Annotated in this window: 26 protein-coding genes; 15 read left to right on the forward strand and 11 right to left on the reverse strand. The window is 53.8% G+C overall.

Annotated elements, in window-relative coordinates; all coding sequences use genetic code 11:
- The first annotated feature begins 8 nt into the window (after positions 1-8).
- The 4 genes from AAC599_RS15850 (at position 9) to AAC599_RS15865 (ending at position 4,295) form a co-directional block, all read left to right on the forward strand.
- Entirely contained in the window at positions 9-530 is a 522-nt protein-coding gene (locus AAC599_RS15850; protein WP_340151382.1) for a TRAP transporter small permease, read from the forward strand.
- 31 nt (positions 531-561) lie between these two features.
- Positions 562-1,857 (forward strand): TRAP transporter large permease, encoded by a 1,296-nt coding sequence (locus AAC599_RS15855; RefSeq protein WP_340151383.1) that lies wholly within the window; start codon positions 562-564, stop codon positions 1,855-1,857.
- A 147-nt stretch (positions 1,858-2,004) separates the two neighbouring features.
- On the forward strand, positions 2,005-3,606 hold the full coding sequence (locus AAC599_RS15860; protein WP_340151384.1) for an AMP-binding protein: 1,602 nt from the start codon (positions 2,005-2,007) through the stop codon (positions 3,604-3,606).
- A 164-nt stretch (positions 3,607-3,770) separates the two neighbouring features.
- Positions 3,771-4,295: a hypothetical protein gene (locus AAC599_RS15865; protein WP_340151385.1), complete on the forward strand. Its 525-nt coding sequence runs from the start codon at positions 3,771-3,773 to the stop codon at positions 4,293-4,295.
- 44 nt (positions 4,296-4,339) lie between these two features.
- Here AAC599_RS15865 and AAC599_RS15870 read toward each other — a convergent pair whose 3' ends face one another.
- The 9 genes from AAC599_RS15870 to AAC599_RS15910 form a co-directional block, all read right to left on the reverse strand.
- Positions 4,340-4,966, reverse strand: a complete 627-nt coding sequence (locus tag AAC599_RS15870) for a hypothetical protein (protein ID WP_340151386.1) — start codon at positions 4,964-4,966, stop codon at positions 4,340-4,342.
- Positions 4,967-5,152: 186 nt separating this feature from the next.
- Positions 5,153-5,944, reverse strand: a complete 792-nt coding sequence (locus AAC599_RS15875) for a TIGR03084 family metal-binding protein (protein ID WP_340151387.1) — start codon at positions 5,942-5,944, stop codon at positions 5,153-5,155.
- Between the two features lie 18 nt (positions 5,945-5,962).
- Positions 5,963-7,120, reverse strand: a complete 1,158-nt coding sequence (locus tag AAC599_RS15880; RefSeq protein WP_340151388.1) for an acyl-CoA dehydrogenase family protein — start codon at positions 7,118-7,120, stop codon at positions 5,963-5,965.
- A gap of 42 nt (positions 7,121-7,162) precedes the next feature.
- A complete protein-coding gene (locus AAC599_RS15885; protein WP_340151389.1) occupies positions 7,163-7,525 on the reverse strand; it encodes a MaoC family dehydratase in 363 nt (120 codons plus the stop codon).
- A gap of 1 nt (position 7,526) precedes the next feature.
- A complete protein-coding gene (locus tag AAC599_RS15890) occupies positions 7,527-7,913 on the reverse strand; it encodes a hypothetical protein (protein WP_340151390.1) in 387 nt (128 codons plus the stop codon).
- 10 nt (positions 7,914-7,923) lie between these two features.
- Positions 7,924-8,322, reverse strand: coding sequence for a Zn-ribbon domain-containing OB-fold protein (locus tag AAC599_RS15895; protein ID WP_340151391.1), 399 nt, complete (start codon positions 8,320-8,322; stop codon positions 7,924-7,926).
- Positions 8,323-8,324: 2 nt separating this feature from the next.
- Complete coding sequence (locus AAC599_RS15900) at positions 8,325-9,476, reverse strand: thiolase family protein (protein WP_340151392.1); 1,152 nt, start codon at positions 9,474-9,476, stop codon at positions 8,325-8,327.
- A gap of 13 nt (positions 9,477-9,489) precedes the next feature.
- On the reverse strand, positions 9,490-10,305 hold the full coding sequence (locus tag AAC599_RS15905) for an enoyl-CoA hydratase/isomerase family protein (RefSeq protein ID WP_340151393.1): 816 nt from the start codon (positions 10,303-10,305) through the stop codon (positions 9,490-9,492).
- A gap of 4 nt (positions 10,306-10,309) precedes the next feature.
- The gene (locus AAC599_RS15910; RefSeq protein WP_340151394.1) at positions 10,310-11,446 is read right to left on the reverse strand and encodes an acyl-CoA dehydrogenase family protein; all 1,137 of its coding nucleotides are present in this window, start codon (positions 11,444-11,446) and stop codon (positions 10,310-10,312) included.
- A 187-nt stretch (positions 11,447-11,633) separates the two neighbouring features.
- On the opposite strand from AAC599_RS15910, the gene AAC599_RS15915 reads away from it, so the two are divergent.
- The 3 genes from AAC599_RS15915 to AAC599_RS15925 all read left to right on the forward strand — a co-directional run bounded on the left by AAC599_RS15915 (position 11,634) and on the right by AAC599_RS15925 (position 14,675).
- Positions 11,634-12,164, forward strand: a complete 531-nt coding sequence (locus AAC599_RS15915; RefSeq protein WP_293963299.1) for a TRAP transporter small permease — start codon at positions 11,634-11,636, stop codon at positions 12,162-12,164.
- Positions 12,157-13,464, forward strand: coding sequence for a TRAP transporter large permease (locus AAC599_RS15920; RefSeq protein WP_340151395.1), 1,308 nt, complete (start codon positions 12,157-12,159; stop codon positions 13,462-13,464). Before AAC599_RS15915 ends, AAC599_RS15920 begins: the two co-directional genes overlap by 8 nt.
- Before the next feature lie 68 nt (positions 13,465-13,532).
- A complete protein-coding gene (locus tag AAC599_RS15925) occupies positions 13,533-14,675 on the forward strand; it encodes a C4-dicarboxylate TRAP transporter substrate-binding protein (RefSeq protein ID WP_340151396.1) in 1,143 nt (380 codons plus the stop codon).
- A 44-nt stretch (positions 14,676-14,719) separates the two neighbouring features.
- Here the strand turns inward: AAC599_RS15925 and AAC599_RS15930 are convergent, their stop codons facing one another.
- The gene (locus AAC599_RS15930; RefSeq protein ID WP_340151397.1) at positions 14,720-15,505 is read right to left on the reverse strand and encodes an IclR family transcriptional regulator; all 786 of its coding nucleotides are present in this window, start codon (positions 15,503-15,505) and stop codon (positions 14,720-14,722) included.
- A 284-nt stretch (positions 15,506-15,789) separates the two neighbouring features.
- On the opposite strand from AAC599_RS15930, the gene AAC599_RS15935 reads away from it, so the two are divergent.
- Genes AAC599_RS15935 through AAC599_RS15960 form a run of 6 tightly spaced genes read left to right on the forward strand, consistent with a single transcriptional unit; the run spans position 15,790 to position 22,509 of the window.
- Positions 15,790-16,779 carry a thiamine pyrophosphate-dependent dehydrogenase E1 component subunit alpha gene (locus AAC599_RS15935; RefSeq protein WP_340151398.1) on the forward strand — a complete coding sequence of 330 codons (990 nt, stop codon included), beginning with the start codon at positions 15,790-15,792 and terminating at the stop codon, positions 16,777-16,779.
- 2 nt (positions 16,780-16,781) lie between these two features.
- Entirely contained in the window at positions 16,782-17,756 is a 975-nt protein-coding gene (locus AAC599_RS15940) for an alpha-ketoacid dehydrogenase subunit beta (protein WP_340151399.1), read from the forward strand.
- A gap of 18 nt (positions 17,757-17,774) precedes the next feature.
- On the forward strand, positions 17,775-18,560 hold the full coding sequence (locus AAC599_RS15945; RefSeq protein WP_340151400.1) for an enoyl-CoA hydratase-related protein: 786 nt from the start codon (positions 17,775-17,777) through the stop codon (positions 18,558-18,560).
- Positions 18,561-18,562: 2 nt separating this feature from the next.
- Positions 18,563-19,768, forward strand: coding sequence for a dihydrolipoamide acetyltransferase family protein (locus AAC599_RS15950; protein ID WP_340151401.1), 1,206 nt, complete (start codon positions 18,563-18,565; stop codon positions 19,766-19,768).
- Positions 19,769-19,782: 14 nt separating this feature from the next.
- Entirely contained in the window at positions 19,783-20,955 is a 1,173-nt protein-coding gene (locus tag AAC599_RS15955) for an acyl-CoA dehydrogenase family protein (protein ID WP_340151402.1), read from the forward strand.
- Between the two features lie 33 nt (positions 20,956-20,988).
- Positions 20,989-22,509, forward strand: coding sequence for an AMP-binding protein (locus AAC599_RS15960; protein ID WP_340151403.1), 1,521 nt, complete (start codon positions 20,989-20,991; stop codon positions 22,507-22,509).
- A 1-nt stretch (position 22,510) separates the two neighbouring features.
- Here AAC599_RS15960 and AAC599_RS15965 read toward each other — a convergent pair whose 3' ends face one another.
- On the reverse strand, positions 22,511-23,371 hold the full coding sequence (locus tag AAC599_RS15965) for an alpha/beta hydrolase (protein ID WP_340151404.1): 861 nt from the start codon (positions 23,369-23,371) through the stop codon (positions 22,511-22,513).
- 104 nt (positions 23,372-23,475) lie between these two features.
- Between AAC599_RS15965 and AAC599_RS15970 the strand changes: the two genes are divergently transcribed.
- A complete protein-coding gene (locus AAC599_RS15970; protein ID WP_340151405.1) occupies positions 23,476-25,926 on the forward strand; it encodes an FAD-dependent oxidoreductase in 2,451 nt (816 codons plus the stop codon).
- Between the two features lie 9 nt (positions 25,927-25,935).
- On the forward strand, positions 25,936-26,691 hold the full coding sequence (locus AAC599_RS15975) for a phytanoyl-CoA dioxygenase family protein (protein WP_340151428.1): 756 nt from the start codon (positions 25,936-25,938) through the stop codon (positions 26,689-26,691).
- The last annotated feature ends 138 nt before the right edge of the window (positions 26,692-26,829 follow it).

The following is a 26,829-nucleotide window of genomic DNA, read 5'->3' on the forward strand; positions in this document are numbered from 1 at the left end:
AGAGCAGTATGTCGACCATGGCAGGCATCAACATTGTGGAACGTGGCCTTGTTCGGCTTGCTGTTCTTTGTCATCTGCTGGCAGCACTCATCGTGCTGCCGGCAATCGTCGCATTGATCGGGATCGATGTGACATTGCGGTATGCTTTTTCCGCTCCTCTATTTTGGGCGCAGGAGGTTTGCGGATTGCTTCTTTTCGTCTCCATCGTTCTCGGTCTCAGCTATGCCTGGATCCAGAAAGTCCATGTCCGCATGGAAATGCTCTATGAGATGGCGACGCCGAGGTTCAAGAGTATCGGGGATATTCTGACAATATCCTGCGGGCTCCTGACTTTTGCCATGCTGGGCTGGCAGTCCTGGAACGATATTCCCTACATGCTGACCATTGGTGAGAGCAGTGAAGAGCTTGGTGTTCTGCTCTGGCCGTTCCGTTTTCTGCTGGGAGCGATTTCCACGCTCTTGTGCATGCAACTCATTCTCTATTTTTTTGCTGCGGTCCAGAGCCTGATCACCGGCCGACACAGTGAATAACGTTCTGATTGACTTATAAAGTAGAAACATCATGGAACTTACCGAAATTGGTTTAATCGGGACGGCGGCGCTCTTTTTCCTGATTGCAACGGGTGTGCCGATTGCCTTCGCCCTTATGGCGGTAGGGTTGGTAGGTCTGTGGTCGATTGCGGGTCTGACACCTGCCTTGTCCCAGGCGACTCTGACCTTCTGGCATCAGGGGACAAATTTCATTCTTTTGGCCATTCCGATGTTTGTTTTGATGGGCAACATCGTTCGACATACTGGTATTGCATCTGAATTGTTTACCTGCACGGCGAACTGGCTTGGCAGGCTTCCCGGTGGTCTGGCAATCGCGTCGGTATTTGGTTGCGCCGGCTTCGGTGCGGTCACCGGGTCAAGCACGGCGACCGTTTTGACGATGGGCCGGATTATCGTTCCTGAAATGCGTCGATACAAATTTGATATGGAACTCGGGGCGGGTGCTCTGGCGGCATCGGGAACTTTGGGCATCCTTATCCCGCCCAGCATTGTCTTCATTTTTTATGGGTTCATGACCGAGAATTCGATCGGGCAGCTTTTCATTGCCGGAATTGTGCCGGGTATCCTGACGGCGCTGGTTTTCGCCGGTGTTCTCTTCGTGCGCTGTCTGATTAATCCGAAGCTCGGACCACCAATCCCGAGCCCGGGTTGGGGTGTTCGGTTTCGTTCGCTCGCCTCCGTCGGTCCGATCGCAGGTCTTTTTGTCCTGATCATCGGGGGGTTGTATCTTGGTATCTTCACGCCTACAGAAGGATCCGGGATCGGCGTCATTGGGGTACTTCTTTATGGATGGCTTACCAAGCGCATCAGCTGGGCAGCCTTGCGGGATGCACTGGAAGATACGATCCTGACAACCGTCATGATTTTCGCCATCGTCATCGGCGGACATCTGATTGCCCGGTTTTTTGCCCTGACTGGTATTACGGAGATGACGATCGATCTCGTCGCTGCAATGGATCTCAGCCCCTACGTTTTCATCCTTGTCCTGTCTTTGATCTATATCCTGCTTGGCTGTGTGCTGGATGTTTTCGGGATGATGCTTCTGACAATTCCCTTTGTGTACCCGGTTGTCCTTAGCCTGGGTTTTGATCCGATTTGGTTCGGGGTTTATGTCGTCGTTATGGCGGAGCTCGCGTTGATTACACCGCCCATCGGTGTGAACGTCTTTATCATGAACTCGATTACGCCGGATACGTCTTCGGGACGTATTTTCAGGGGCGTGCTGCCGTTCTTCTGTGCGGAGCTGGTGATCATTGCCTTGCTGGTCGCCTTCCCGTCGATTGCACTCTATCTGACAGGCCGTTAGCCCGCAAAGCCCGCTCTTCTTCATTCTCCAAGTTGACATACCAGGGGAAAGAACTCATTCTTCTAGCAATTAAGAATGAACAATAAGTGGGGGCTTCCGGCGCGCTGATACCCATTGAAAGCGGGGGTCAGTTAGTGGGGCATACTGATGGCTTTTACCGATCTTACTTTTGACAGTGCTCTGGCCGACCGGATTGCCGGGGAGAGGGCCGGGGACCCACGGCCTGCTTTCGTCACCGAAGACGGCGGCGCCATAATGCCATCGGAGTTTGAAAAGATGGTATCGGCCAGTGCCGCCTGGCTTGCCTCCCGCGGGATTGTACAGGGCGACAGGGTGGCCATCTGGCTTTCAAACAGGATTGAATGGATGGCCTTGCTGTTTGCCTGCGCACGTATCGGGGCGATCGTTGGTGCCGTGAATACCCGCTATCGCGCGGCGGAGCTGCAGCATATCCTCAAATCCAGCGGTTCGAAACTGCTGATATTCGAAGGTAAAAACAGCTATACGGATTTTCATTCGGTAATTGCAGAGCTGGATTTTTCTGTCCTGCCGGAGCTGGAAATGCTTGCTTGCATCGATCAGGGCGACGTTCCGCTTTCGCCCCTCAATAACATCGATATTGATATCTTTTCGATGAACGATTCATTACCTGTGGCGTCTTCGCGCGGAACGGCGGATAGCCCGATTTTGATGTTCACGACGTCCGGCACGACGAATGCCCCGAAACTTGTTGTCCATATCCAGCGCGCCGTCGGACTGCATGCCAATAATTGCGCGGCGGCGCTCGGGTTCGATAAAGAGGGGGCAAGGTTGCTCGCTGTCACGCCTTTTTGCGGAGTGTTTGGTTTAAGTCCCACGCTTGCCGCCATCGCAAGCGGGGCGCCGGTTTATCTGAATACCCGTTTCGATCTGAATTTGTTAATCCGGACAGTAAAGGCGAATAGGATTACGCATCTGTTCGGCAGTGACGAGATGTATCGGCAGATCTGGCAAAAGGATAAGGGCACCTTCGCTCACGCCCGCATTTGCGGCTTCGCGTCTTTCACCCCGGGAATGGAGGAAAAGCTGCGGGAAATGGCCGCGGCCGGTGTGCCGCTGACCGGGCTGTATGGCGCGAGCGAGCTTCATGCCATTTTATCGACCCAGCCTCTGTCATTGCCGGTCGAACAGCGTTTGCAGGGGGGCGGAAAGTTCACCGGAGAGGCAACGGAGCTCAGGGTGCGGAACACGGAAACAGGCGAGCTCTGCAAGCCTGAAGAAATCGGTGTTCTGGAGTTTCGCTCTCCGACAAACTTTATCGGATATTATCGCAACGAAGAGGCAACCGCCAAAGCCATTGATCCGGAAGGATTTTTTCACAGCAATGACGTTGGCTTTCTCCGCAAGGATGGCACATTTGTCTATATTGCGCGGAACGGTGATTTTTTACGCCTCTCTGGCTTCCTGACGGATCCAAAGGAAATTGAGGAAGTCGTTGAGCAAAATGACTCTGTCGGGAAATGTCAGGTGGTTGGCATAGAGGTAGACGGCAAGACCCGGCCTGTTGCGTTTGTCATCGCGTCGGATGCCCAGACTCTGCCGGACGAGGAAGAGATTATTCATAACGCAAAGTCTTTGCTGGCGCATTACAAGGTGCCGCTCAAGGTGTTTGTGCTGGATGCCTTTCCGACAACGGAAAGTGCAAATGGCGTAAAAATCCAGAAAACGAAACTGCGCGATATGGCGATTGGCCGGTATCAAGGCAATTAGCCCGGCGCCACCGGTTGTGGATCGCTCTTGCAGTTAATCGGCGGCGTCCTGCTTGCCGACAACCCTCATCAAAGGAAGATAGCCAGAAATTCCAAAAAAAGGGGTTGTTTATGCGAATGATTATCATTACTAATAAGAAGCTATTTTAATATCGAGCATAGGAAATGACCTCCCCAAATTTAAAACCAAACAATCTGACAGATCTATATTTTCCGGAACAGCTGACGCTCTGGGGCATGAGGTTCTGGGCCGATGGGCTGCAACAGAATTACTCTCCCTACGAAACGCTCAGGGAGGCATATTCGCGCGCGAAATGTCCCGAGGGCTTGATGTCACTGGATAATTTCTTGTCGCTGGTCGTCGCTGGTCACAGCCGCACCGTTGATATCCGCTGCCCGTGTTGTGACGGCATTTCCCTGGATGAATGGCGGCTATTGCAGTCACTGGCGCTGGCGCAATCCGGTAGCGAGTCATATATCTCGGACCTTATTTCTGATTTTCTTCAGCCGGCGACCACCCGTATTGCCCATACCGTGATTTCAGGCTGGGCCAATGAACTCAAGAAAACGGGTCTTGTCGTGCCGATAAGGACAGCCGTTTTACAGACAATCCCACTCACGCGCACCGTCACCAAGAGTGGCGTTAATCTGAAAGTCTATACGAATCATCAAAGCACAACGATGCATTGACCTGGCAGGGTAGGGAGTGTTCTCGCCGCAAATTGATGTGAGAGTTAACGCAGCAAGGGGTCGGGGTTGAAGTCATGCAACGGGATGTCGTCAGTCCCCCAGCTCCGGGTGATTGAAAGGGCCTGGACGTCCTGACCACCCGCTTTTTCAAGAATTGAAATGACTTCCTTCTCGTGCTCTTCATCCCGGACTTCCACCCATAAGAGCAGGCCGCCACTCGACAGATGGTCTGAGAGGTTGTCCGCCTGTTGTTTTGAGATGGCGAGCGCCGCGAGGGACCCTATGCCGGCGCCCGCTGCTGCACCCGCGGCCGCGATAAGAGCGGCAAAGGCGAGCGTCCCACCGGAAGCAACCACGGCCATGCCAGCGCCTGCGCCGCCAATATACATGGGTATGCCCATGACGGCTGCTCTGCCTTCCGCCCTCTCGTGTCTGTCAGCGAAGAGCTGCCGGGGAATATTCTGGGTATCCTTGAATTCCGCAATCGATTCGTATCTATGGCCGAGTTTGGCCTTTACCGCATCATGACTGGCCATCAGGTTGATCGCGGCGCGATCCGTCCCTGATTTTTCTACACTTTCAATGGCATCTTCGAACTGGGTCGTGTCGTCAAATCGACCGACGACTTCGCGAACCTTGTATGTTTCATTGTCCTTGTCAGGTGTAGACATAAAACCTCCTAGATTTTTGCTTGCCGGGCAACACGCGCCGACAGTTCACATACCTTCTATATATGACCTATGCTCATTTTTTCGTTTATCAACAATAGGTTCATCCTAAGGAATGGGCTTGCGGCTGAGAGGAGGGTCTAGGTAGGGGGTTTTATTTGCGACAAGAGCCTTAAAAAATAGCCGCTTCTATCCGGCGTAATTTTGCAGCCGAACCCCTTGTTCGGGACCGGTTAGGGGAGGACCGGCAAAACACTGGCAATTCTCCATCCAGAGCATGGCGTCCGCACCCGTTATCTCCAGGTCCGTGTCCCGAATATTCCGCCGCTGTGTTGCCACAAGGCAGAATTCCTCGGCCCGTCCGACAATGCTCGGAAGGTCCGGGTGGTCGTTCCATAGCCAGTTGGCACCCGATGGAGAAACAAGCTCGACGCGCACTTTTGTCTCCGGCGGTGTCATGTTCCGGTTGGTGAAGGACCAGTCAAAAGTGATAACGCCAAGATGCGCGATATTCTTTATGCGGTCAGTGTGATCGCGCTGATGACCGAGGGCATCATAAATGTCCTGTCCATGTGCCCAGGTTTGCGCTAAGCGCGCGGTCGCGAATGATTTCACGCTCATATCCGGGCCAAACCAGGGTAGCCGGCCTTTGTCCGGTAGATCATCAAGATGCGCCGAAAGCCGCTCGTACCAGCCGCGCCAAACATCGATCAGTTCTTCGGGATCGTGAATGGCAAGATATTCACGGACAGTCTCGGCAAGAGGCTTTTCGGTAAATTTTGGTGCAAACTCCTCGGCAAGGTCGGCGAAAGCCGCAGGATTTTCGATGGCAAGAAGCGATACCTTGTCAAAATAGGCGATATGGCTGAGCTGATCATAGACGCTTCGGGTCGTTCCGGGCGTCAGCTTATTGAAGCCATCCGGGCCGAGTTTACTTACAAACCGGTCAAGAGCGCGATATTCCTGGAGCAATTCAGACATCAAAGAACCCGTGAAATATTACTTCTGCGAGGGCATGATGCCCAGTTCCTTGCAGATGACCTGAAGCATCACTTCATTCGCACCCCCGCCGACAGCTGTTTGCCGGGCTTCCCGATATACGCGGGAAATGAAGGTTTCATTCATGAAGCCCTGACCACCCCAGAACTGAGTCAGTTCCACCGGAATTTCCATAGAAAGCCGGCCAATGAGGAATTTCGCCATGCTTGCAAGTTTGGTGACATTCTCGCCTGCTACATATTTCTCGGTGGCCTGATATAGGAGCGCGCGCACGGACTCGATTTTCGACTGGAACTCCGCAATCTTGAAATGGATGATCTGGTTGTCCAGCAATGGTTTGCCGAAAGCGACGCGCTGGGAGAGATATTCGACGGTCTCCTCAATCGCAATTTCCAGAAAGCGGATGGAACGGGCAACGACGAACAGACGTTCCTCCTGGAACTGTTGCATCTGGTATATGAAGCCCTTGCCTTCCTCTCCGATCAGGTTCCGCTGTGGGACGCGAACGTCATCGAAGAAGAGAAGGGCGGTATCTGAGGATTTATAGCCGACTTTATCAAGCTTCTTGCCGACGGAGACGCCTTTCGATTTCAGCGGGACGACGATCAGCGATTTGTTGCGGTGCGGTCCGTTTTCGCCTGAAGTGTTAACCAGAAGACAAATCCAGTCGCCCTGAACACCATTGGTGATCCACATTTTGCTGCCGTTGATGATGTAGTCGTCTCCGTCCTTCACGGCGGTGGTTTTGATGTTGGCAACATCCGACCCTGCGCCGGCTTCACTAACGCCGATACAGCCGACGAGATCTCCGGCGATCGTCGGCGCGAGATACTCGGCTTTCAGTTCTTCAGAGCCATAGTTTGTAAGAGCCGGTGTGCACATGTTGGTCTGAACGCCAATAGCGGAGCAAATTCCCATGGTCCTGAGATTGCCAAGTTCCTCGGCAAAGGCGACCTCGAATGAAAAATCGAGAGCGGAGCCACCATATTCGGTCGGCTTTCCAATCCCAAGCAGGCCTGCCTCGCCAAGCTTTTTCATAACCTGATGGGCCGGAAAAATTCCTTCTTCCTCCCATTGATCAACATAGGGGTTGATATGTTGGTCGATGATCTTGCGTGTAACGCTTCTCAGCTCATCATGTTCATGCGTCCAGATCATTTCTCGGTGCCTTTATTCGTTATGTGAGAAACCAGGGGCCGATTAAAGCTCAAGCCAGCCCTTTATCACGACATCATCATTCTGTGTCTTTACGAAAACCTCATACCGGTTCGGATGATCGGCTGACTGGTGACCGCCGGCCGTGACCGTATCGCCGTTCCGCACGGGCTTTGAGAAGCGAATGTTCAGTTTCGCCGCGGCGACGGCATCCTTGCCGAAGCTGCGGGCGGCGGATTGCCAGATGAGGGAGAGTGACATCGTTCCATGGGCGATCACATCGCCAAACGGCGTATTCTTGGCAAATTCCGGATCAACATGAATGGGGTTATAGTCATTCGTGATCTTCGCATATTTCTGAATTGTCGAATGATCGACCGTGAGGCTGCTTTCAATAAGGTTCTGCATCTCACCCTCCCCAGATGATGCCCATGGAACCGGTGAACAACAGTTCGCCGTTCTGGTCATGGGATTGTGTTTCGAAATAGACCCAGTTGTTATTCTTCCGGGTTTCTTTTTTCTTACAGAGGGTTGTGGTGATAATTTTATCTCCGAGTTTAGGAAATTTATGCACCGTGAATTCCTGTGTACCATGAATATTGCCTTTCGGGCGCGGCTGCGCCGTCGCGAGAAAGGCGCGCATGGTGATTGCGGAAATCATGCCTGGCGGTAGCTCCGGCAGATCCTTTTTATCTTCCGGAAACAGTTCGAGCCAATCCGCAGCGACGTCATCATCGAAATACTGGGTATTGGTCCCGAGATTGTCTCCCGGTGTTAATTTTTCAAATGTCAGCATTGGTCTCATTTCAAATTGCTTTTGCCTGGGGGATTTTCTGATCGCCGCGTGCCTCGAACGTTAGCTCGATAGCCATGCCGATATAAACATCCGCGACATCACACCCGATAACATTCATCATCGCACGGACGCCTTCCTCCAGATCGATCAATGCCAGCACATAGGGCAGGTCTTCCTTGAAAGCCGGGCTTGGCGCATGGTTTACGATGGTAAAGGTCTTGACCTTTCCCCGGCCACTGACCGGTTGCCAATCTAGGTCACTGCCATGGCAATGTTTGCAGATCGCGCGCGGATAGAACTGGTTCTTTCCGCAGGAGTTACAGGTCTGGATAAGGAATTTTTCCTCATTGCAGGCCTTCCAGAATTCAATGGAATCGGGATTGGGGACTGGAATTGGCTTTTCGGTCATTTTCATGTCCTCCCGAAAACGAGTGAGCAATGGGCGGATAGAATGCCGCCGTCCCCATGGACAAAGGCGATTTCGCTGTCCTTGACCTGCCGTCCCTCCGCCTCATGGCGCAATTGACGGACGGCCTCCACAACATGGAACATGCCGCCTGCTGCCCCGGAATGGCCATAGCTCATCAGGCCGCCATGCGTGTTGCAGGGAAGTTGGCCGTCCAGTTTTAGCGCGCCGGAAAGACAGGCAGGACCCGCTTCGCCGCGCTCAAAAAAGCCGATGGATTCCAGCTCTACCAGAAGGGTGATGGTGAAGGAGTCATATATTTCGGCGACATCCACGTCTTTCGCCGTAATGCCGGCGCGCCCAAATGCCGTATGCGCCGCATGTTTGCAGCCAAAATCACTGAGGGAAGGGGCAGCCATGATATGTTCATGCGTATGTCCTTGGCCCGTTCCCAGAATCTCGATCGGCCTTTTCGCTGCGTCGGCTCCGGTCTCCGCCGCGCTGACAATGATCGCCGCGCCGCCGTCTGAAATGAGGCAGCAGTCCAGAACGTGAAGCGGGCTGGCAATCATGCGGCTCTTCAACACATCCTCAATGGTGATGGGTGTTCTTCTATGTGCCTTCGTATTGCGTATGGCATGTTCGCGGGCGGAGACGGATATTGAGGCCAACTGCTCAGACGTGGTGCCATATTCATTCATGTAATGATTGGCGACGAGGGCGTAGGCGGCGGGAACGGACATACCGTAGGGGTGCTCATACTGGGCGTGACCGACCTTTGCGAGAGTGGCGACCGCGCCGCCCTTCGGCATGCCGGTCAATCGGTTATCACCAGTGACAACCAGAACGTTGCGACACATCCCGCTTTCCACAAGGGCCGCGGCCTGCATCACCATGACGCAGGCGGTCGCGCCACCAACTTCAATGGCGGCGTTAAATTTCGGCTGGATATTCATATATTCGCAGAAAACCGAGCTTAGCATGAGATGTGGTTCGGTAAAGGAATAGGCGCAGAGCACACCGTCGATATCCGCCTTATTCAGTCCCGCATCGGCGATCGCCCCGAGGGCGGCTTCCGCATGTAATCCCATGCTGCTGCTGCCATGGAGCTCCCCGACATCGGTGTCATAGGCGCCCGTGATAATTGCTTTTTTCATTTAAAGGGCCTCGTTATTTTATTTTTTCAGTGTCCCAGTTAAATTTCAGGGGTTCTTTTTTGAGGAACCGGGAAACGGCATCATGGTGATATTCCGTATCCAGGCATATCGCTTGGGCATAGCTCTCCATTTCGGAAAGCGCGCGTTGATCCAGCTCCGATGATTTGTTGAGGATTGTCTTTGCCATTCCGATGGCATCCCGGGACGCGCTCTTGAACTGGCCAGCAAACGCCATGGCATGCGCAAGAAGATCATCTTCCGGTACAATCTCGCGAACGATCCCAAGTGATTTCGCCTCCTCCGGCTTCAACGTTCGGGCGGTGAAAACGATATCCTTCGCTGCCTGCAGTCCGACAATTCGCGGAAGCAGGAAAAAGCCGCCGAGATCGGGCACAAGGCCGATCCGGCCAAAGACAGCGCAGAAACGGGCGCGCGGTGAGGCGAATACGAAATCCGCGGCAAGGGCGAGGTTAAATCCGGCGCCAAATGCCGGGCCGTCAACCGCCGAGATGACGGGGAGCTCAAGGTCGACGAGTTCCCGGAACCAAAGATGCAAATCTTGGATTCGGGTGCGGTTGGTCGTGGTCGGTCGCCGCGCTTCGCTTAAGGATTTAAGGTCGCCCCCTGCGCAAAAAGCACCGCCTGACCCCGTAATGACAAGGGCGGCAATGTCCTTGTTATGGCGAATGTCGAGGATCACCTTGGTCAGGTCCGCACGCATTGGCAGATCCAGCGCGTTCTTGCTTTCCGGGCGATTGAGCGTCACAAGGCCGATATTGTCCTTGATCTCAAATGTCAGGGTTTGGAATTCGGTTGCATTGTTGTTCATTATTTTAAAGCTCCAAACTGCGGGCAATTATGTTGCGCTGAATTTCGCTTGTCCCTTCGCCGATAACATAGACAAAAGCATCTCGATGAAAGCGGCCGACAGGATATTCCCGCATTATACCGGCTCCCCCGTGAATCCGGATAGCACTCTCCGTTACCCTGAGAGCCACCTCGGATGATATCAGTTTTGCTTTCGATGCGGTCGCATTCGTCAGTTTGTCCTGATCAACGCACCAAGCTGCATGATAGACAATCCATTTTGCTGCTTCGATTTCGGCGCTCATATCGGCCAGTTTATGCGCAATGGCCTGAAAGTCGCCAACTTTGCGGCTGCCGATTTTCCGATCACGCGCGTAAGAGATCGATGCATCCAGCGCCGCGCGGGCAATACCCAGGGAATTGGCTGCAACGCCGACGCGGTTCTCGGTTAGCGAGTCCAAGATAACAGGGTAGGTGCCGGTCTGTCCGCCTAAAAGGCAATCGTCCGGGATGAAGGCGTCATTGATAAAGATTAGCCCTGTCTCGGAACTGCGAATACCCTCTTTCTTGAGTTTTGAAATGTCAAATCCCTTGTTCGGCATTTCAATGATAAACAGGCTGATGGCGTCTGCCGTTGGTTCGGGCGAGGTTCTGGCGGCCAGCAGGATAAAATCGGCGATTGGCGCGTTGGTGATATACATTTTCGAGCCGTTCAGGACCCAGCCGCCATCAATCTTTTCCGCCCGCGTTTTCAATCCCCGGACATTAGAGCCGACATCCGGCTCGCTCAGTCCGAAAGCTGCAATCTTGTCCCCGGCAAGCGCCGGCTTGAAAAAGCGTTCTCGCTGATCGTCCGTTCCGGCTTTCCAGATAGGCCATATGCCGAGGTGGGAGTGGGCGGACATGCTGGAAGCGAAGGCCTGACAGACATAGCTCAATTCCTCGCGGATGATGCAGTCCGTGATTTTGTCCATTCCGGTCCCGCCGCTCTCGACAGGGTAGCGCGTTCCGAGTATTCCGAGATCGCCCCATTTCTTGAACATTTCCTTTGGGAAAGATTCGGATTCTTCCGCATCGAAGACCAGCGGCTTTATCTCCGCTTCGCAAAACCGCTTGATTGTTTCGCGGATATGCAACTGTTCTTCTGTGAATGTGAAGTCCATCAATTTTGTCCTGTTTTTGTTGGGATGGCTAACTTTGATACCTAAAAATACAAAGTTCTGTCCACAGATTAAAAAGATATTGTATTCTTCATAAAAAACATTATTCTGTAAAGAGAATTTTTGAGAGGCATGCCAACGGCATCTCTAAGCTCGATATAAAAAAGAAAAAGCGCTCTGGGAGGTGCGGATGATAAAGCGGTTTCTCGACCTTATCACGGGAAGCTTCACCATGCTGGCAGGTGCCGCATTGGTGATAATGCTTTTACAGATAAGTCTCGATGTTTTCAGCAAGTATTTGTTCAATTCGCCGTTTCTATGGACGATGGACGTGGTGGCATCCTATTTGATGGTCGCCATTGTGTTCCTGCCTCTGGCTCAGGTCGAGAAGGAGAACAGCCATATTCGTGTGGAGCTCCTGACGAATGGACTCGCAAGCCAGGGTCGCCGTCTGGTTATGATTTTCTCGACAATTATCTCGGCCATCTATTTCGCGGCACTGACATGGCGGCTCTGGGGCGATGCGGTCGGCAAATATGAAATCGGCGAATATGTAATGGGCGAGGCCCAGGTCACCGTCTGGCCGGGACGTTTCTTTGTGCCTTTCGGCTGCGGCGCCCTCGTATTGCTGTTGCTTTACAAACTTTGGCGCTACCTCACGGAAAAAACTTTCCACGAAACCGAAGAACAGGCTGCATCGGGAGACCATTTCGATGAATGATTTACAGATTGGTTTTGTCGGCCTGGCCGTTATGGTCCTGCTGATGCTGCTCTATGTGCCGGTGGGTGTGGCGCTTGGATTCGTGGGTGCCGTTGGTATCTACTTCCTGCTTGGCTCCGGTGCGATGTGGGGCATTATTACAGCGATCCCGTATGACTTTGCGGCTCACTGGACACTGAGTTCCGTTCCTATGTTCCTGTTGATGGGATATGTGGCCTATCACGCTCAAATGACGGATGGCCTGTTCAGAACAGCGCGGTTATGGTTGTCGGCATTGCCTGGCGGGCTTGCGATTGCCTCCATCGGTGCAAGCGCCGGGTTCTCTGCTGTCACCGGATCGAGCCTGGCCTGCGCGGCGGCAATGGGCCGGATCGCCGTGCCGGAGATGCTGCGCTATAAGTATGACAAGGGTCTGGCTTCGGGCGTTGTGGCTGCGGCAGGGACTATTGGGTCCATGATCCCGCCCAGCATTATGCTGCTGATATATGGTGTCTTTGCAGAGGTTCCCATCGGTCAGCTTTTTGTGGCCGGCATCATACCAGGCTTGCTCACCGCGGTAATGTTTGCAGGAATGGTTGTAATCCGTGTGAAGGCAAATCCAGCTCTGGCGCCGGATAAGGACCTGCTCCCAACCTGGCATGAGCGGTTCTACTCGCTGGGTGAGACCTGGCCGTTGCTGGTGATCATATTCGCCGTTATCGGTGGGTTGTTTATTGGCGTGTTTACACCTACGGAGGCGGGGGCCGTTGGTGCCTTGCTCGCCTTTGTGGTCGCGGCAATCCGGCGTAAGCTCAACCTTGAACTGATCAGGAAGTCGGTCTCCGAGACGCTGGTGAGTACGGCGGCTATTTTCGTGATCGCCATCGGCGCCGCTATCCTGACCCGCTTTCTGGCCCTGACCGGCATACCGGACTTTCTGTCGGATTTCGTTCTGGCTTCGGCGGTCAGTCCACTGATGATTCTGGCGGGAATGGCCGTGGTCTATCTGCTTCTGGGTATGTTTCTGGATCCCATCGGTATCATGCTACTGACGCTGCCGATCTTTCTGCCGGTCGCGGAAGCCTCCGATATCAACTTGATCTGGTTCGGCATCCTGATTGCCAAGTTTCTGGAGATCGCATTGATAACGCCTCCTGTCGGTCTCAATGTGTTCGTCATCAAGGGGATCGTGGGGGATGCCATTTCAACAATCACCATATTCCGGGGAATTTTGTGGTTCCTTGTCGCAGACCTGATCACCATGTCGCTGCTGATCATTTTCCCGGAAATAAGCCTGTGGCTGCCGCAGTTGATGAACTGACGGTATCCGTAAAATCGAAACTTTAACCCGTAAAACCAACTAAAATAAAAAAGAGAGGATAAGTAATTATGATAAAAAGAATATCCAACACGTCGCTAGTGACGGGACTGGCCCTCGCGGCTTCTGTTGCCCTGTCCGGGACGGCGCTCGCGAAAGATCAGGGACGGTTCGCGTCCTTCCTGTCACCGAAGAACCCGGTCGTTGAATTTGGTGCAGAGCCGTTTATCGAGCGGGTAGAGAAAGATTCAAACGGTGAGCTTACCTTCAAGCTTTTCGCCGGCGGCTCTCTGCTCGGCGGTAAAAACATGGTTCAGGGGCTGCGGGACGGCGTGGCCGATGTCGGTCAGATTGTCTTTGGCTATTATCCGGCTGAATTCCCTTACGCAAGCCTGATCGCGGATATGGCGATTTATGGCACCTACCCACCGGCCGTTTCCGCCGCGGTAACGGAGTTCAACTTCCTGCACTGCCAGGGCTGCCTGGATGACTACAAGAGAAATGGACTCGTGGTTCTCGGATCTGCCAGTACGTCCGCGTATCAGCTGCTCGGCAAGGAAGACGTCAGCGAGCTGGAATCACTGAAAGGCATGAGGATTCGCGCGGCCGGGGCGCTGTGGTCTCGCTGGCTGGACTATGTGGGCGCTATTCCTGTTTCCATGCCGTCCAGTGAAATGTATGAATCCATTTCCCGCGGCCAGGTGGATGTTGTGATGCAGCCGATTGGTGCGATGAAAAGCCACAGCATCTGGGATATCGCAAAGAAGGCGACAATCCTTAATCTTGGTACATATCGGTCATGGGGTATTTTCTCCATTAGTGCAAAATACTGGGATACACTCAGTGTTCCAGAGCGTGAAATCCTCATGAAAAATGCTGCCATTGGCCTGATTGACACATCTGCGGGCTATATGGTGAAGGACGCTGAAGCCGAAGCAATGCTGGAAGAAAAAGGTGTGGAACTGATCGAGCCATCTGAAGGGCTTAAAAACTCAGTGAGCGAGTTCCTGAAGACCGACCGGGCGACCGTGATTGAAACGGCCAAAACGCAATATAAAATTGCGGATCCGGAACCGTTGATGGACAAGTTCGTCGAGCTGATTGAAAAATGGGAAGCAAAGTTCGAACCCATCAAAGGGGATAATGCGGCGATGGCCGACATGCTCTGGAATGAAGTCTTCGCGAAAGTTGATCCGGCGACATTGGGTCAGTAAGAAATGTCGGGATGAGCGGGATTATCCCGTTCATCCTTTTTTGCTTAGCTTTTCTGGGGCATTCCCTGAATTGCGGCCGTGACGGTTGCGGCCGTCTGCTTCACCGCCTCTGCTATTTTTTCCAGTTTCTTTTTATCGAGTTGTGCAGTGACTGCGACGGCGCTGATAGTCATAGCGGGACGGTTCTCTGCATCGAACACGGGGGCAGAAACAGTAGTGAATCCTTGCGAGAAGTTGCCCTCGTCAATTGCACATTTGCTCTCCCGGACATCGGCCAGACTGTCATACCATTCTTCAAAAGGAACAGGGTTCTCGATGCGTATCTTGGAATAGGCCGATTTGAGTTGTTGTTTCGACAGGCCGGAAAAGGCGGCATAGCAGCGACCGAGAGCGCCGACAAAGCAGGGCAGGCGCTGACCGACATTCATATTGATACTGATAACGGAGCCCGGCCCCGAATTGGCAATCAGCATAACGCGGTCATCCTGCATTTTTTGCCACAAGGTGAGGGTTACCTGATTTTCGACTGAAATTTTATCGAGCAGCGGCTGCACCAGCCGTACAAGGCTGGCACCATTGAGGGCAGAATGCGCAATTTCAACCAGCCCAAGACCGATCTGGTATGTTTTTGTGTCCGGATTAAAAACGACAAGCCCTTCATGAACCAGTGTCCTGAGCAGGTTAAAACAGGTGCTCGGATTAATATTCAGATCGCGGGCAACTTGCGTCACGCCAAGTGGAGAGCTGCTCGCACTCAAGTAACGCAGGACGCTGATGCCGCCGACCAGAGCACCAACCAGCTTGGTTTGGGGAATTGTTTCACTATCCATAGTACAGGGCTATTCGTATTATTTGCATCGTATTTTTATCACTTAAAACGCAACAATCTTGTTTTCATTCGGGCAATTTGGAACTTAATCCCTACTCAACGAACAGCAAATCCTAGCACGATTGAAATGTAACAAGAAAGCCAATTAAATCCAATCATCGCATGCGTTTCTGTCATCAAAGTCAATATGCTTTTGCTAACAGGATATTCTCTTGACAGAAAACTATTCTCATATAGAAATATAATCAAGATATTTATAATGCCTTGTCAAATTAGGGGCGCGGGATGAAATCAACAAAAGCAGGAAAATCTGCTTCCAAAGCGCAGTTGCTGGATTTTTACGAACGGATGCTGCTGGTCCGGGAGGCCGAGAATAAACTGTCCTCATTATTCGCCGATGGCGAAGTTCCTGGTTTTATCCACTTAAGTGTCGGACAGGAGGCCGTGTGCGTCGGCGTTACCTCCGCTCTGGAAAAGCAAGATACACTGGCATCCAATCATCGCGGTCACGGGCATGCCTTGTCGAAGGGCGTTGAGCTTGAGAGCTTCTTCCTTGAAATTATGGGCAAGGAAGAAGGCATTTGCGGTGGTCGGGGCGGCTCCATGCATGTGGCGGACATGTCCGTCGGGATGCTGGGGGCAAACGGCATTGTCGGTGCCGGTATTCCGCTCGCCATCGGCAGCGCGCTCGCGCATCAGGTCAGGAAGAACGATGCGATTGCCGTTGTGTTTTTCGGGGATGGCGCCCTTGCGGAAGGCGTTCTTCACGAGAGTTTCAATCTGGCTGCGCTGTGGAAGCTGCCGGTTCTCTTCATTTGTGAGAATAATGGGTGGTCTGAATTTTCTCCGGCAAACCTCCAGTTCGTGGCCAATGTAAGAGATCTCGCCACGGCATTCGATATCTCGTCGCAATGCGTCGACGGGAACGAGATTCTGGAAGTTCACAAGGCAGCGGAAGAACTGACCGCTGCCGCGCGCCGGGGCGACGGCCCGCAGCTTCTGGAATGCATAACACATCGCGTCCGGGGTCATTTTGAGGGTGATCCGCAGAAGTATCGCACGGAGGAGGAAATGACCTCACTCTCCGAGCATGACCCGATTGCCAAGTTCGAAAAACTGATTGCGACGAGACGGGTAACAAAAAAAGAAATGCAGTCTGTCCGCGACAAGATAAATCAGAAGATTTCAAATGCGGTTGACGCCGGGCGCGGCGGAAGCGATCCGGATTTCGAGCGTGCCAGAACGGATGTCTATACGGCAGGGGAGGGCCTCTGACGATGGCTGAAGTGAGATATGCCAAAGCCATCAATATGGCGCTGGACGAGGCATTGAGCGAGGATCCGTCTGTTGTTCTCTTCGGCGAGGATGTCGCCCAGGCGGGCGGTCCGTTTGGGGTGACGCGCGGCCTTCTGGACAAGCATGGCGAATTGCGGGTGCGTGATACGCCGATATCCGAAGCGACCATTGTCGGCGCGGCCGTCGGCGCGGCCATGAGCGGGCTGAAGCCGGTCGTGGAAATCATGTTCATGGATTTCGTTGCGATTTCCATGGATGCGCTGGTCAATCAGGCGGCGAAGGCGCGCTTCATGTTCGGTGGCCAGTGCTCGGTTCCCATGGTGCTGCGTACACCACATGGTGGGGGCGTCAATGCCGGTCCGCAGCATTCGCAGTGTCTTGAAGCCTGGTTTGCCCATATCCCGGGACTGAAAGTCGTAGTGCCAAGCAATCCGTCCGATGCAAACAAGCTTCTAAAAGCCGCCATTGCGGACCCGGATCCTGTCATTTTTATCGAGAACAAGGCGATGTATTCCCTGAAAGGGGAAATGAGTGAGACCGATGAAGATGTTGCGATCGGAAAAGCGCGCACGATGCGGTCGGGCACAGATGTAACGATTGTCAGTTACGGTGCACCTGTTAATACGGCGCTCGCTGCAGCAGAAACGCTTGCCCAAAGAAAGATCGAGGCGGAGGTGATCGACTTGCGCTCCATCCAGCCATGGGATGAAGCGGCAGTTCTTGAATCGCTCTCGCGCACTCACCGGCTGGTTATCCTTCACGAAGCCGTGACCAGCTTCGGCGTTGGTGCCGAGATCGCGGCCCGGATGGCGGACATCGGCTTTGATGAGCTGGATGCGCCGATTGTCCGTGTGGGAGCTCCCTTTATGCCGGTTCCCTTCGCCAAGTCACTTGAAAGTCAATATCTGCCGAATGCGGACAAAGTCATTGCCGCCGTCGAGCAGGTTCTCGCTTAAATACCTGGAGAATAAATTATGGCCGAAAAAGCTATTCTGATCGAGAAAGACGGACCTGTCGCGACACTCACCATAAATCGCCCGAAAACGCTGAACGCCCTTGATGTCCCGACCCTTCTGGAGATGGAAGAGGCCCTCACATCCCTTGAAAATGATGAATCCGTGCGGGTGATCGTTTTTACCGGCTCCGGTGACAGGGCCTTTATCGCAGGTGGTGACATCAGCGATTTGAACTCGCGTCAGGGCCTCGCGCATTATCAGGAGTTTGCGGAAGTCATTCATCGGGTTTTCCGTCGGATCGAAAGCTGTGAAAAGCCGACTATCGGTGCCATAAACGGCTGGGCACTGGGCGGGGGAACCGAACTCATCCTGGCGCTTGATATTCGCATCCTCTCGGAAAAATCAAGACTGGGCCTGCCGGAGATAACGCTTGGGCTGTTTCCGGGTGCTGGCGGTACACAGCGGATAATCCGGCAGATTCCTCTATGCCGGGCAAAACAGCTCATGTTTACAGGCGATCAGATCGGCGCGCAGGAGGCGGTTGATCTTGGTCTTGCCAATCAGGTGGTGCCCGCAGAGGAGCTGATGACAGTTGTCTATGAAGAGGCCAACAAGATTGCCCAGAAGTCACCGCTTGTTCTGAAGCTTTTGAAGCGCGGATTACTCCATGGGGCGGACATGCCTCTTTCGGCGGCCTTGCCCTATGAGCAGAGCCTGATCGGTCTCGTCCTGGATTCCGAGGATGCCCATGAGGGATGCACCGCCTTTCTGGAAAAGCGGCCCGCGAATTTCAAAGGGAAGTAAGAATGTCGAACGGCACCGAGTTGATCATGCCAAAGCTGGGATTGACCATGACGGAGGGTACAATCTCTGAATGGCTGGTCGCGCCTGGCGACAGCTTCAAGAAAAATGATGTTGTCCTGGTGGTCGAAACGGAAAAGATCGCCAACGAGATCGAGGCGCCAGCTGACGGCATATTACATGATATCCTTGTTCCAGCGGGCGAAACCGTTTCCGTTGGCGTTGCTCTCGCACAGTGGGATGTCGGGCAGGCGTCGGCCCCTCAGAAAACCATATCCGCAGAGGCGAAGCCGGAAGAAAAAAATGAACTATCGTCCGCGTCTGATAAGTCCGCGGCACCAGTACCAAAAACTTCAAGAAGCACCAACTCGGCAAGGATTATTGCGACGCCGCTCGCAAAGCGTATTGCGCGCCAGAATCATATTGATCTCAGTCTCGTTTCGGGGTCTGGCCCGCGGGGTCGCATCAAGGCGGAAGATGTGCGACGCGCTGTTGCAGGGGGAACAGCATCGGCCGTCTCCGCTGCAAATGAACGGCGCAGTCCGACATCCTATGAGGCAACGGTTGCAAGGCGGCTGACGGAAGCGAAACGGGACACACCGCATTTCTATCTGTCGACGGAGGTCGACGCCGGAAGATTGCTGACTCTCAGGAAGCAATTGAATGACGAGAATGAAGGCCTGAAGATAAGCATAAACCATCTTGTTATTGCAGCTGTTGCGAGGGCGCTTGCGGATAATGAAAAGGCGAACTGCGTCTGGCAGGACGGCGAAATTCTGTCGCTTGGATCTATTGATGTCGGCGTTGCCGTCAATACGGAAAATGGCCTTTATGCCCCCCTCGTTCGGGATCTGAAGGGGCGCAGTATCGCGTCAATCGCGGCGGTTGCCCGGACCATGGTCGGAAAGACGAGGGATGGCCGGTTATCGGCGGAAGATATGACCGGCGGCGCCACGACGGTCTCCAACGCCGGTATGTTCGATGTCACCTACATGAGTTCGATTATCAATCCCGGGCAGTCCTCCATCCTCGGCGTTGGAAGTATTCGCGAGATTTTCCGGCCCAACAAGAAAGGCAAGCCGGTCCTGAAGCAGGAAATGGGGTTGGTGCTGTCCTGCGACCATCGAATTTTCGATGGCGTGAGCGGCCTTGCCTTCCTGAACTCAATAAAATCATATCTTGAAAAGCCGCTTAGATTGCTGGTCAACTAGAAAAGGGAAGAACAATGGATTTCCGGTTATCCGAAGAGCAAAAGATGATTGCCACGACCGCCTATCGGATCGGTGAGGAATTCGGTCTCAGCTATTGGCGGGAGCAGGATGAGAAAAAGGCCTTTCCGACAGAGCTGTGGCAGGCAGTTTGTGGTGCCGGATTGGCGGGCGTTGCGCTGCCCGAGGAGTATGGTGGGGCAGGTCAGGGAATGCTGGAAATGGCATTGATTGTCGAGAATCTCTCGGCCAGCGGCGGCGGATCGACGCTTGGTCAGCTCTTCATGATCAATCCGATATTCGGGGGCGTGACGATTTCCAAATACGGCACGGAAAAAATGAAGCAGGAGCTTCTGCCGAAGCTGGTCTCCGGCGAGATCAACTTCTGCATGGCCTTGACTGAGGCGCGGGCGGGAAGCAACAGTCTGGAACTTAAAACATTCGCGGATGAGGATGGTGACGGCTGGCGCCTGAATGGCGAGAAACTCTGGATTACGGCGGTTGACCAGGCCCAGAAGATGCTGGTCATTGCGCGGACAAAAAAGGTCGAGGACGTTCAAAAGCGCACGGACGGCCTATCCATGTTCATGATTGATGTGGACCGTGAGGGCCTGACATATCATCCGATTGACAAGGTCGGGACGCGTACCCTGTCTTCCTGTTCTGTTTTCTTTGACGAGGTCCGGATCGAGCCGGAAGAACTTGTCGGAACATTGCATGGCGGATGGAAGGAACTGCTTGATACCCTGAATACAGAGCGTATCGTGACAACAGCTGGACTGGTCGGCGCCGGGGATCTCGCTCTCCGCCTCGCTGTCGCCTATGCGAATGACCGGAAGGTTTTCGGCGATAAACCGGTGAGCGCCTATCAGGGAGTCCAGTTTCCTCTCGCCCAGGCAAAGGCGGAAATTGAATCCGCCCGTCTGCTCAACTACAAGGCCGCCGCCCAGTTTGATATCGGTGAGCCGTTCGGAAGCGAGGCCAATGCGGCGAAGCTGATTGCAGCGCAGGCGGTCGCGAATGCGACGGAAAGATCGATGCAGGCCATGGGCGGCATGGGGTATGCTACTGAGTCTCATCTTGAACGGCTCTGGCGGGATGCACGTTTGTTCCGCTTCGCACCCGTCTCGGAAGAGATGATTTTGAACTTCATCGCCATTCATGATCTCGGAATGCCGCGGTCCTACTGATCATCCGGGCGAGGTTGAGGAGAGGATTTTGAAATGGTCAATCTCAGCAGCTTTCTGAAATACCATGCGCAACGCTGGCCTGAAAACACAGCCATTGTTTATGAGGAGAGCCGTATCAGCTACGGCGCGCTGTGGGAGCGTGTCAGGCAGCTCGCCCGGTTTCTTGCGGAGCAAGGGATCAGCAAGGGGGATGTTGTCGCTGTTTTCATGAAGAACAGTCCAGCCTTTATCGAAATTGCCTGCGCCTCCAGCTATCTTGGTGCTGTTTTCCTCCCCATAAACTATCGCCTGGCGACAGATGAGGTGGCCTATATCGTCGGGAACGCAAATGCTTCTCTCCTGATCGGAGATGCGGAGTTTGACGATATCCTGCAAGTTAATATTCCAAAGCATATTTTATCCGATGTAATGCAGAAAAACATCCTTGAATTCTCAGGGGTGGAGGGTGAGGTACCCGAGCCGTGCTATGTCCGGCCCGGTGATCTTTTCCGCCTCATGTATACTTCGGGAACGACGGACCGGCCAAAAGGCGTCATGCATAGCTATGACAATTTCTACTGGAAAAGCATGGAACATGTGGTCGTTCTCGGATTGAGCCAGCAGACCCGGTTGCTGGTGACCGGTCCGCTTTATCATGTCGGTGCGTTCGATTTGCCGGGCATGGCCGTGCTGTGGCTTGGTGGCATGCTGAAGATTCATCGGGAATATGATCCGCTTGCGGTGCTGTCGGCAATCGAGACTGAAAAGCTTACCGGTGCCTGGCTGGCGCCGATCATGCTCGCAGGAATATTGGAGCATCCGGATAAGGGAAACTATGACGTTGGAAGCCTGGAATGGTGTATAGGTGGCGGAGAAAAGACACCGGAGGGGCGAATCCTCGAATTCCAGAGGTATTTTACGAACGGGCGATATATCGACGCCTATGGCTTGACGGAGTCGTGCAGCGGGGACACCTTCATGGAACCCGGATGGGAGATTGACAAGATTGGCTCCACCGGTCGCGCGACGCCGCATGTTTCTATCCGGATTGTTGATGACGAAGGGCAGCCGCTTTCGCCGGGTGAAGAGGGAGAAATATGCCTGCGTGGCCCGAAGGTGACCGAAGGTTACTGGAACGATCCGGCGAAAACGGCGGAAACACGGATTGGCGACTGGTTCAAGACCGGCGATGTCGGGCTGCTGGATGAAGACGGGTTTCTCTATCTTACCGATCGCAAGAAGGACATGATTATCTCCGGCGGTGAGAATATCGCCTCCTCCGAGCTGGAGCGCGTCATCTATCAGATGCCGGACGTATTGGAAGCGGCGGTCATTGGCCTGCCGGATGACAAATGGGGAGAGGTGCCGGTTGCCGTCATTGTGCCCAAAGAGGGCGTGACATTTGACGAAGATGCCTTCCTATCGCATTGCCGGAAGCATCTTGCCGGGTTCAAGGTGCCGAAAAGAGTACTCCTCAGGGATAGCCTGCCGCGCAATCCGTCAGGCAAGATCCTGAAAAGGGTCCTGCGGGACGAATTTGCCTATAAGAGGAAGGCGACCGATCCTGCCGACTAGCTCAATTATCTGAGTTTTCGCGAAAAAACAGGGCCAAATCGTCAACAACCGGTGCTTTATACCGCCAGATCCATGACATCGCACCAATGATCTCTATATGCCCGACGTCGGAATAGTATTTCGCCTGAACCTGTCCGCCCTTTTCTTCAATCTTGCGGCGTAACCGTTCCAGGTTGTAGGGGGCGACAATTTCATCGTCACGGCCATACAGCAGCAGGATCGGCGGCTCACTCCCGTCGACAAAGGTCGTTGCCTGCATTTGCGGATATTGGGAGGGCGGCCCGAAGATTATTTTCACATCTTCTGCCTCGGGGGTGAAGGAATAGGGGCCGGCGAGCCCTGCAAACCCTTTGATGGCTGAAATCGTGCCATCTTCCAGATATCGCTCATCAACGATCAGGAGCGAAGCGATATGCGCCCCGGATGAATGTCCGGATAGAAAGAGCGTCTCAGACTTCCCGCGATAGTCTCCGATATTCTTGTGAACCCAGCCTACGGCATTGGCGCCGTCTTCCACAAATGCCGGAAACCGGACATCCGGATATTTACGATAGTCCGGAATGACGACGACAAACCCCTGTTCGGCGAGGGTAGTTCCGACAAAGGCGAAATCTCCTTTCTCGCCATTTGTCCATCGGCCACCATAGAAGAAGATAACGACCGGAAGCCTTTCCTCGGTTGCGCGATCCGGTATATAAATATCGAGTGTTTGCTTGCTTTCTTCGTCGAAGACGATGTCTCTTTCGATGGTTCCCTCAAAAAACGGGACTGGTGCATTTGCGACCGTGATGCCTGCTGAGGTGCAGGCACTGAGCAAGAACAAACCGGCGAGGAGGAAAAATGATCGAAATCTCTGGTACATTTGACAAACACTATCCCGGATACTCGCGTCATGTCCATTGATATCGCTTGTTTGGCAGTCAGGGGAGATTGGGGGTTTAATTTGAAGCAGTGGGGGATGCGGGCATGAATGAGCTGCCGAAGAAGGCACGGGCTGTCATTATTGGGGGCGGCGTTATCGGCTGCTCAGTTGCTTATCATCTGGGCAAGCTTGGCTGGAAAGATGTCATCCTGCTGGAGCGGAAACAGCTTACCTCCGGAACAACCTGGCATGCGGCGGGTCTGATCGCGCAGCTTCGTGCCTCGAAAAACATGACCCGGCTGGCGAAATACAGCCGAGAGCTATACAGCAAACTGGAAGCGGAAACCGGCATTGCGACAGGCCTCAAGCAGAACGGCTCAATCACGGTTGCCCTGACGGAGGAGCGTAAGGAGGAAATCCTGCGTCAGGCTTCCATGGCCCGGGCTTTCGATGTCGAGGTCGAGGAAATCAGTCCTGCCGAGGTCAAGGCACGCTATGAGTATCTCAATATCGATGGTGTGAAGGGGGCGGTATGGCTACCGCTCGACGGACAGGGGGATCCCGGCAATATTGCGCTTGCCATGGCAAAAGGGGCGCGCCAGTTCGGTGTTCAGATCAGGGAGCGGGTGGCGGTCACCCATATCCCCGTTAAGGGACGCCGTGCCGTTGGTGTTGACTGGCAGGATGAAACGGGTGCCTCCGGTCGTATTGAGGCCGACATGGTCGTCAATTGCGGCGGAATGTGGGGGCATCAGATCGGCCGTATGGCGGGCGTCAATGTGCCCCTGCAAGCCTGCGAGCATTTTTATGTTGTCACGGAGAATATTCCGGACCTTCCGCAGCTGCCTGTGCTGCGCGTCCCGGACGAATGCGCGTATTTCAAGGAAGATGCGGGAAAGTTCCTGCTCGGCGCATTTGAGCCGGTGGCAAAACCCTGGGGGATGAAGGGCATCCCGCAGAATTTCGAGTTTGACCAGCTACCCGAGGATTTTGACCATTTCGAGCCAATCCTGAGCGATGCCGTCAATCGGATGCCGGTGCTTGCGGAAGCAGGAATTCACACCTTTTTCAACGGGCCTGAGAGTTTTACACCGGATGACGCCTATCACCTTGGTCTGGCGCCGGAGCTTGATAATTTCTGGGTGGCCGCCGGTTTTAATTCCATCGGTATACAGTCTGCCGGCGGCGCCGGAATGGCGCTCGTGCAATGGATCGAGGATGGCGCAAAGCCCTTCGACCTTGGCGATGTGGACATTGCACGCATGCAGCCCTTTCAGGGTAATCGTCATTATCTGTTTGAACGGTCGAAAGAAACGCTGGGCCTTTTATATGCGGATCACTTCCCGTTCCGCCAGAAAGCCACGGCACGCGGTATTCGCCGCTCACCGCTGCATCATCATCTGCTGGAGCAGGGCGCGGTGATGGGCGAGAACGCGGGGTGGGAGCGGGCAAACTGGTTTGCAAATCCTGGACAGGAGCGGGAGTACAAATATAGCTGGAAGCGCCAGAACTGGTTTGAAAACGCGGCGGCGGAACATCGGGCTATTCGCGAAAATGTCGGCCTTTACGATATGTCTTCTTTTGGCAAGCTGCGTGTTGAGGGGCCGGATGCAGAAAAGTTCCTAAACTATGTTGCTGGGGGTGATTTTTCGGTTCCCGTTGGCAAGATTGTCTACACCCAGTTCCTGAATGAAAAAGGCGGGATCGAGGCGGATGTCACGGTGACGCGAGTGTCCGAAACCGCCTATCTGGTGGTCACACCGTCGGCGACATGCCTTGCGGATCAGCGCTGGCTGCAAAAGCATGCAGGCGATTATCGCGTCGTTATCACCGATGTGACGGCAGGTGAAGCGGTCATGGCTGTTATGGGGCCAAACGCGCGCCGACTTCTCAACAAGGTCAGCCCCAACGATTTTTCGAATGCCCATAACCCGTTTGGAACGGCGCAGGAGATCGAGATCGGAATGGGGCTCGCGCGAGCCCATCGCGTCAGCTATGTCGGGGAACTGGGATGGGAGATTTATGTGTCCACTGACATGGCTGGGCATGTGTTCGAAACCCTGTTTGAGGCGGGCACCGATCTCGATCTCAAACTATGCGGTATGCATATGATGGACAGTTGCCGGATAGAAAAGGCATTCCGTCATTTCGGTCATGATATCACGGCGGGAGATCATGTGATCGATGCGGGACTTGGCTTTGCGGTAAAAACAGGTAAACCGGATTTCATAGGCCGGGATGCCGTGCTGGCCCGCAAGGAAACAGGGCCCTTGTCACGTATCCTGCAGTTCCGCCTGAAGGATCCTGAACCGTTGCTCTTTCATCATGAGCCCATTCTTCGTGACGGCAAGGTCGTGGGCTATATCTGTTCCGGGAGCTATGGTCATACTCTGGGCGGGTCCGTCGGGCTTGGCTACGTCCCGTGCAAAGGAGAAAGTCCGGAGGAACTGCTGGCCTCACGATATGAGATCGAAGTCGCAGGTCGGCTTGTAGCGGCCGAGGCCTCGTTAAAACCCATGTATGACCCGTCCTCAAAGCGGGTGAAAGAGGGTTAGGTGAGCAGTATGTTGGATGCCTATAGAACGAACGGATTTTGTGTTTCGGAACCGGTTTTCGCAGCGGATAAACTGTCACAGCTTGCAGAATCGCTTGATTGCGCCTGCAAAAGGGCGGCGATTGATAAGGAAATGGCCGAATCTTGTGTCTTTGAGCGAGATCAGCCGGCGGACAAGCGTGACGGTGTTGAGGTTGGAGAGGATGAGAACGCAATCTTCATCATTGGAGATATTGTGAAATTTTGCCCGGATGCTCTTCCTTTCATCATTGCGGACGATATAGTGAAAATGGTTTCGGAGATACTGCAAACAACTGATGTTATTGCACATTTATCGAACCTCACGATGAAATCCCCGAGGATCGGAAGTGGCATTAACTGGCATCGCGATTATCCGAACAGGTTCATCTCGCCGGTGGCCCCGGCGATGGTCCGGACAATGATCTGCGTCGATGGTATGACCGAGGCGATCGGTGCCACCCGGTTTCTCAAACAATCGCATTTGCCATCAAAAAACATGTCCGTCCCGGATGATTATCGTGCGGGGGATGTGATAACCGCGACATGCGCGCCGGGCTCTGTGGTTGCTATTCATCCGCGCATACTGCATGGAGGCGGGCCGAATAAAGCGGCGACTCCACGGCGCAACATTGTTATTCAATGGGGGCGGGAAGACGTGCCGCTTGCGACAAGAGCCACGGAATCCATAACCGGCAAAACAGTTTATGACCTCAGGGCGGCTTGCAATATACCGATCCATGCGTGACGGGGTTCTGATTATTACCAGTTTCGACGTTTACCAACCGGATGAATTGTCGTACCCTCTGAGTCACAGGGTGCGTTCGATACCCTGCCTCAAGGAATTCTCTCCTCTGCACATTACGACGTAAAATCAAGAATAATA

Origin of the sequence: uncultured Sneathiella sp. (assembly GCF_963976355.1) — a bacterium.
Taxonomy (GTDB): Bacteria; Pseudomonadota; Alphaproteobacteria; order Sneathiellales; family Sneathiellaceae; genus Sneathiella.

Bases quoted from the DNA above. Each gene is read 5' to 3' on its own strand.
- AAC599_RS15850 (WP_340151382.1), top strand. From the start codon at position 9: ATGTCGACCATGGCAGGCATCAACATTGTGGAACGTGGCCTTGTTCGG.
- AAC599_RS15855 (WP_340151383.1), top strand. From the start codon at position 562: ATGGAACTTACCGAAATTGGTTTAATCGGGACGGCGGCGCTCTTTTTC.
- AAC599_RS15860 (WP_340151384.1), top strand. From the start codon at position 2,005: ATGGCTTTTACCGATCTTACTTTTGACAGTGCTCTGGCCGACCGGATT.
- AAC599_RS15865 (WP_340151385.1), top strand. From the start codon at position 3,771: ATGACCTCCCCAAATTTAAAACCAAACAATCTGACAGATCTATATTTT.
- AAC599_RS15870 (WP_340151386.1), bottom strand. From the start codon at position 4,966: ATGTCTACACCTGACAAGGACAATGAAACATACAAGGTTCGCGAAGTC.
- AAC599_RS15875 (WP_340151387.1), bottom strand. From the start codon at position 5,944: ATGTCTGAATTGCTCCAGGAATATCGCGCTCTTGACCGGTTTGTAAGT.
- AAC599_RS15880 (WP_340151388.1), bottom strand. From the start codon at position 7,120: ATGATCTGGACGCATGAACATGATGAGCTGAGAAGCGTTACACGCAAG.
- AAC599_RS15885 (WP_340151389.1), bottom strand. From the start codon at position 7,525: ATGCAGAACCTTATTGAAAGCAGCCTCACGGTCGATCATTCGACAATT.
- AAC599_RS15890 (WP_340151390.1), bottom strand. From the start codon at position 7,913: ATGCTGACATTTGAAAAATTAACACCGGGAGACAATCTCGGGACCAAT.
- AAC599_RS15895 (WP_340151391.1), bottom strand. From the start codon at position 8,322: ATGACCGAAAAGCCAATTCCAGTCCCCAATCCCGATTCCATTGAATTC.
- AAC599_RS15900 (WP_340151392.1), bottom strand. From the start codon at position 9,476: ATGAAAAAAGCAATTATCACGGGCGCCTATGACACCGATGTCGGGGAG.
- AAC599_RS15905 (WP_340151393.1), bottom strand. From the start codon at position 10,305: ATGAACAACAATGCAACCGAATTCCAAACCCTGACATTTGAGATCAAG.
- AAC599_RS15910 (WP_340151394.1), bottom strand. From the start codon at position 11,446: ATGGACTTCACATTCACAGAAGAACAGTTGCATATCCGCGAAACAATC.
- AAC599_RS15915 (WP_293963299.1), top strand. From the start codon at position 11,634: ATGATAAAGCGGTTTCTCGACCTTATCACGGGAAGCTTCACCATGCTG.
- AAC599_RS15920 (WP_340151395.1), top strand. From the start codon at position 12,157: ATGAATGATTTACAGATTGGTTTTGTCGGCCTGGCCGTTATGGTCCTG.
- AAC599_RS15925 (WP_340151396.1), top strand. From the start codon at position 13,533: ATGATAAAAAGAATATCCAACACGTCGCTAGTGACGGGACTGGCCCTC.
- AAC599_RS15930 (WP_340151397.1), bottom strand. From the start codon at position 15,505: ATGGATAGTGAAACAATTCCCCAAACCAAGCTGGTTGGTGCTCTGGTC.
- AAC599_RS15935 (WP_340151398.1), top strand. From the start codon at position 15,790: ATGAAATCAACAAAAGCAGGAAAATCTGCTTCCAAAGCGCAGTTGCTG.
- AAC599_RS15940 (WP_340151399.1), top strand. From the start codon at position 16,782: ATGGCTGAAGTGAGATATGCCAAAGCCATCAATATGGCGCTGGACGAG.
- AAC599_RS15945 (WP_340151400.1), top strand. From the start codon at position 17,775: ATGGCCGAAAAAGCTATTCTGATCGAGAAAGACGGACCTGTCGCGACA.
- AAC599_RS15950 (WP_340151401.1), top strand. From the start codon at position 18,563: ATGTCGAACGGCACCGAGTTGATCATGCCAAAGCTGGGATTGACCATG.
- AAC599_RS15955 (WP_340151402.1), top strand. From the start codon at position 19,783: ATGGATTTCCGGTTATCCGAAGAGCAAAAGATGATTGCCACGACCGCC.
- AAC599_RS15960 (WP_340151403.1), top strand. From the start codon at position 20,989: ATGGTCAATCTCAGCAGCTTTCTGAAATACCATGCGCAACGCTGGCCT.
- AAC599_RS15965 (WP_340151404.1), bottom strand. From the start codon at position 23,371: ATGTACCAGAGATTTCGATCATTTTTCCTCCTCGCCGGTTTGTTCTTG.
- AAC599_RS15970 (WP_340151405.1), top strand. From the start codon at position 23,476: ATGAATGAGCTGCCGAAGAAGGCACGGGCTGTCATTATTGGGGGCGGC.
- AAC599_RS15975 (WP_340151428.1), top strand. From the start codon at position 25,936: ATGTTGGATGCCTATAGAACGAACGGATTTTGTGTTTCGGAACCGGTT.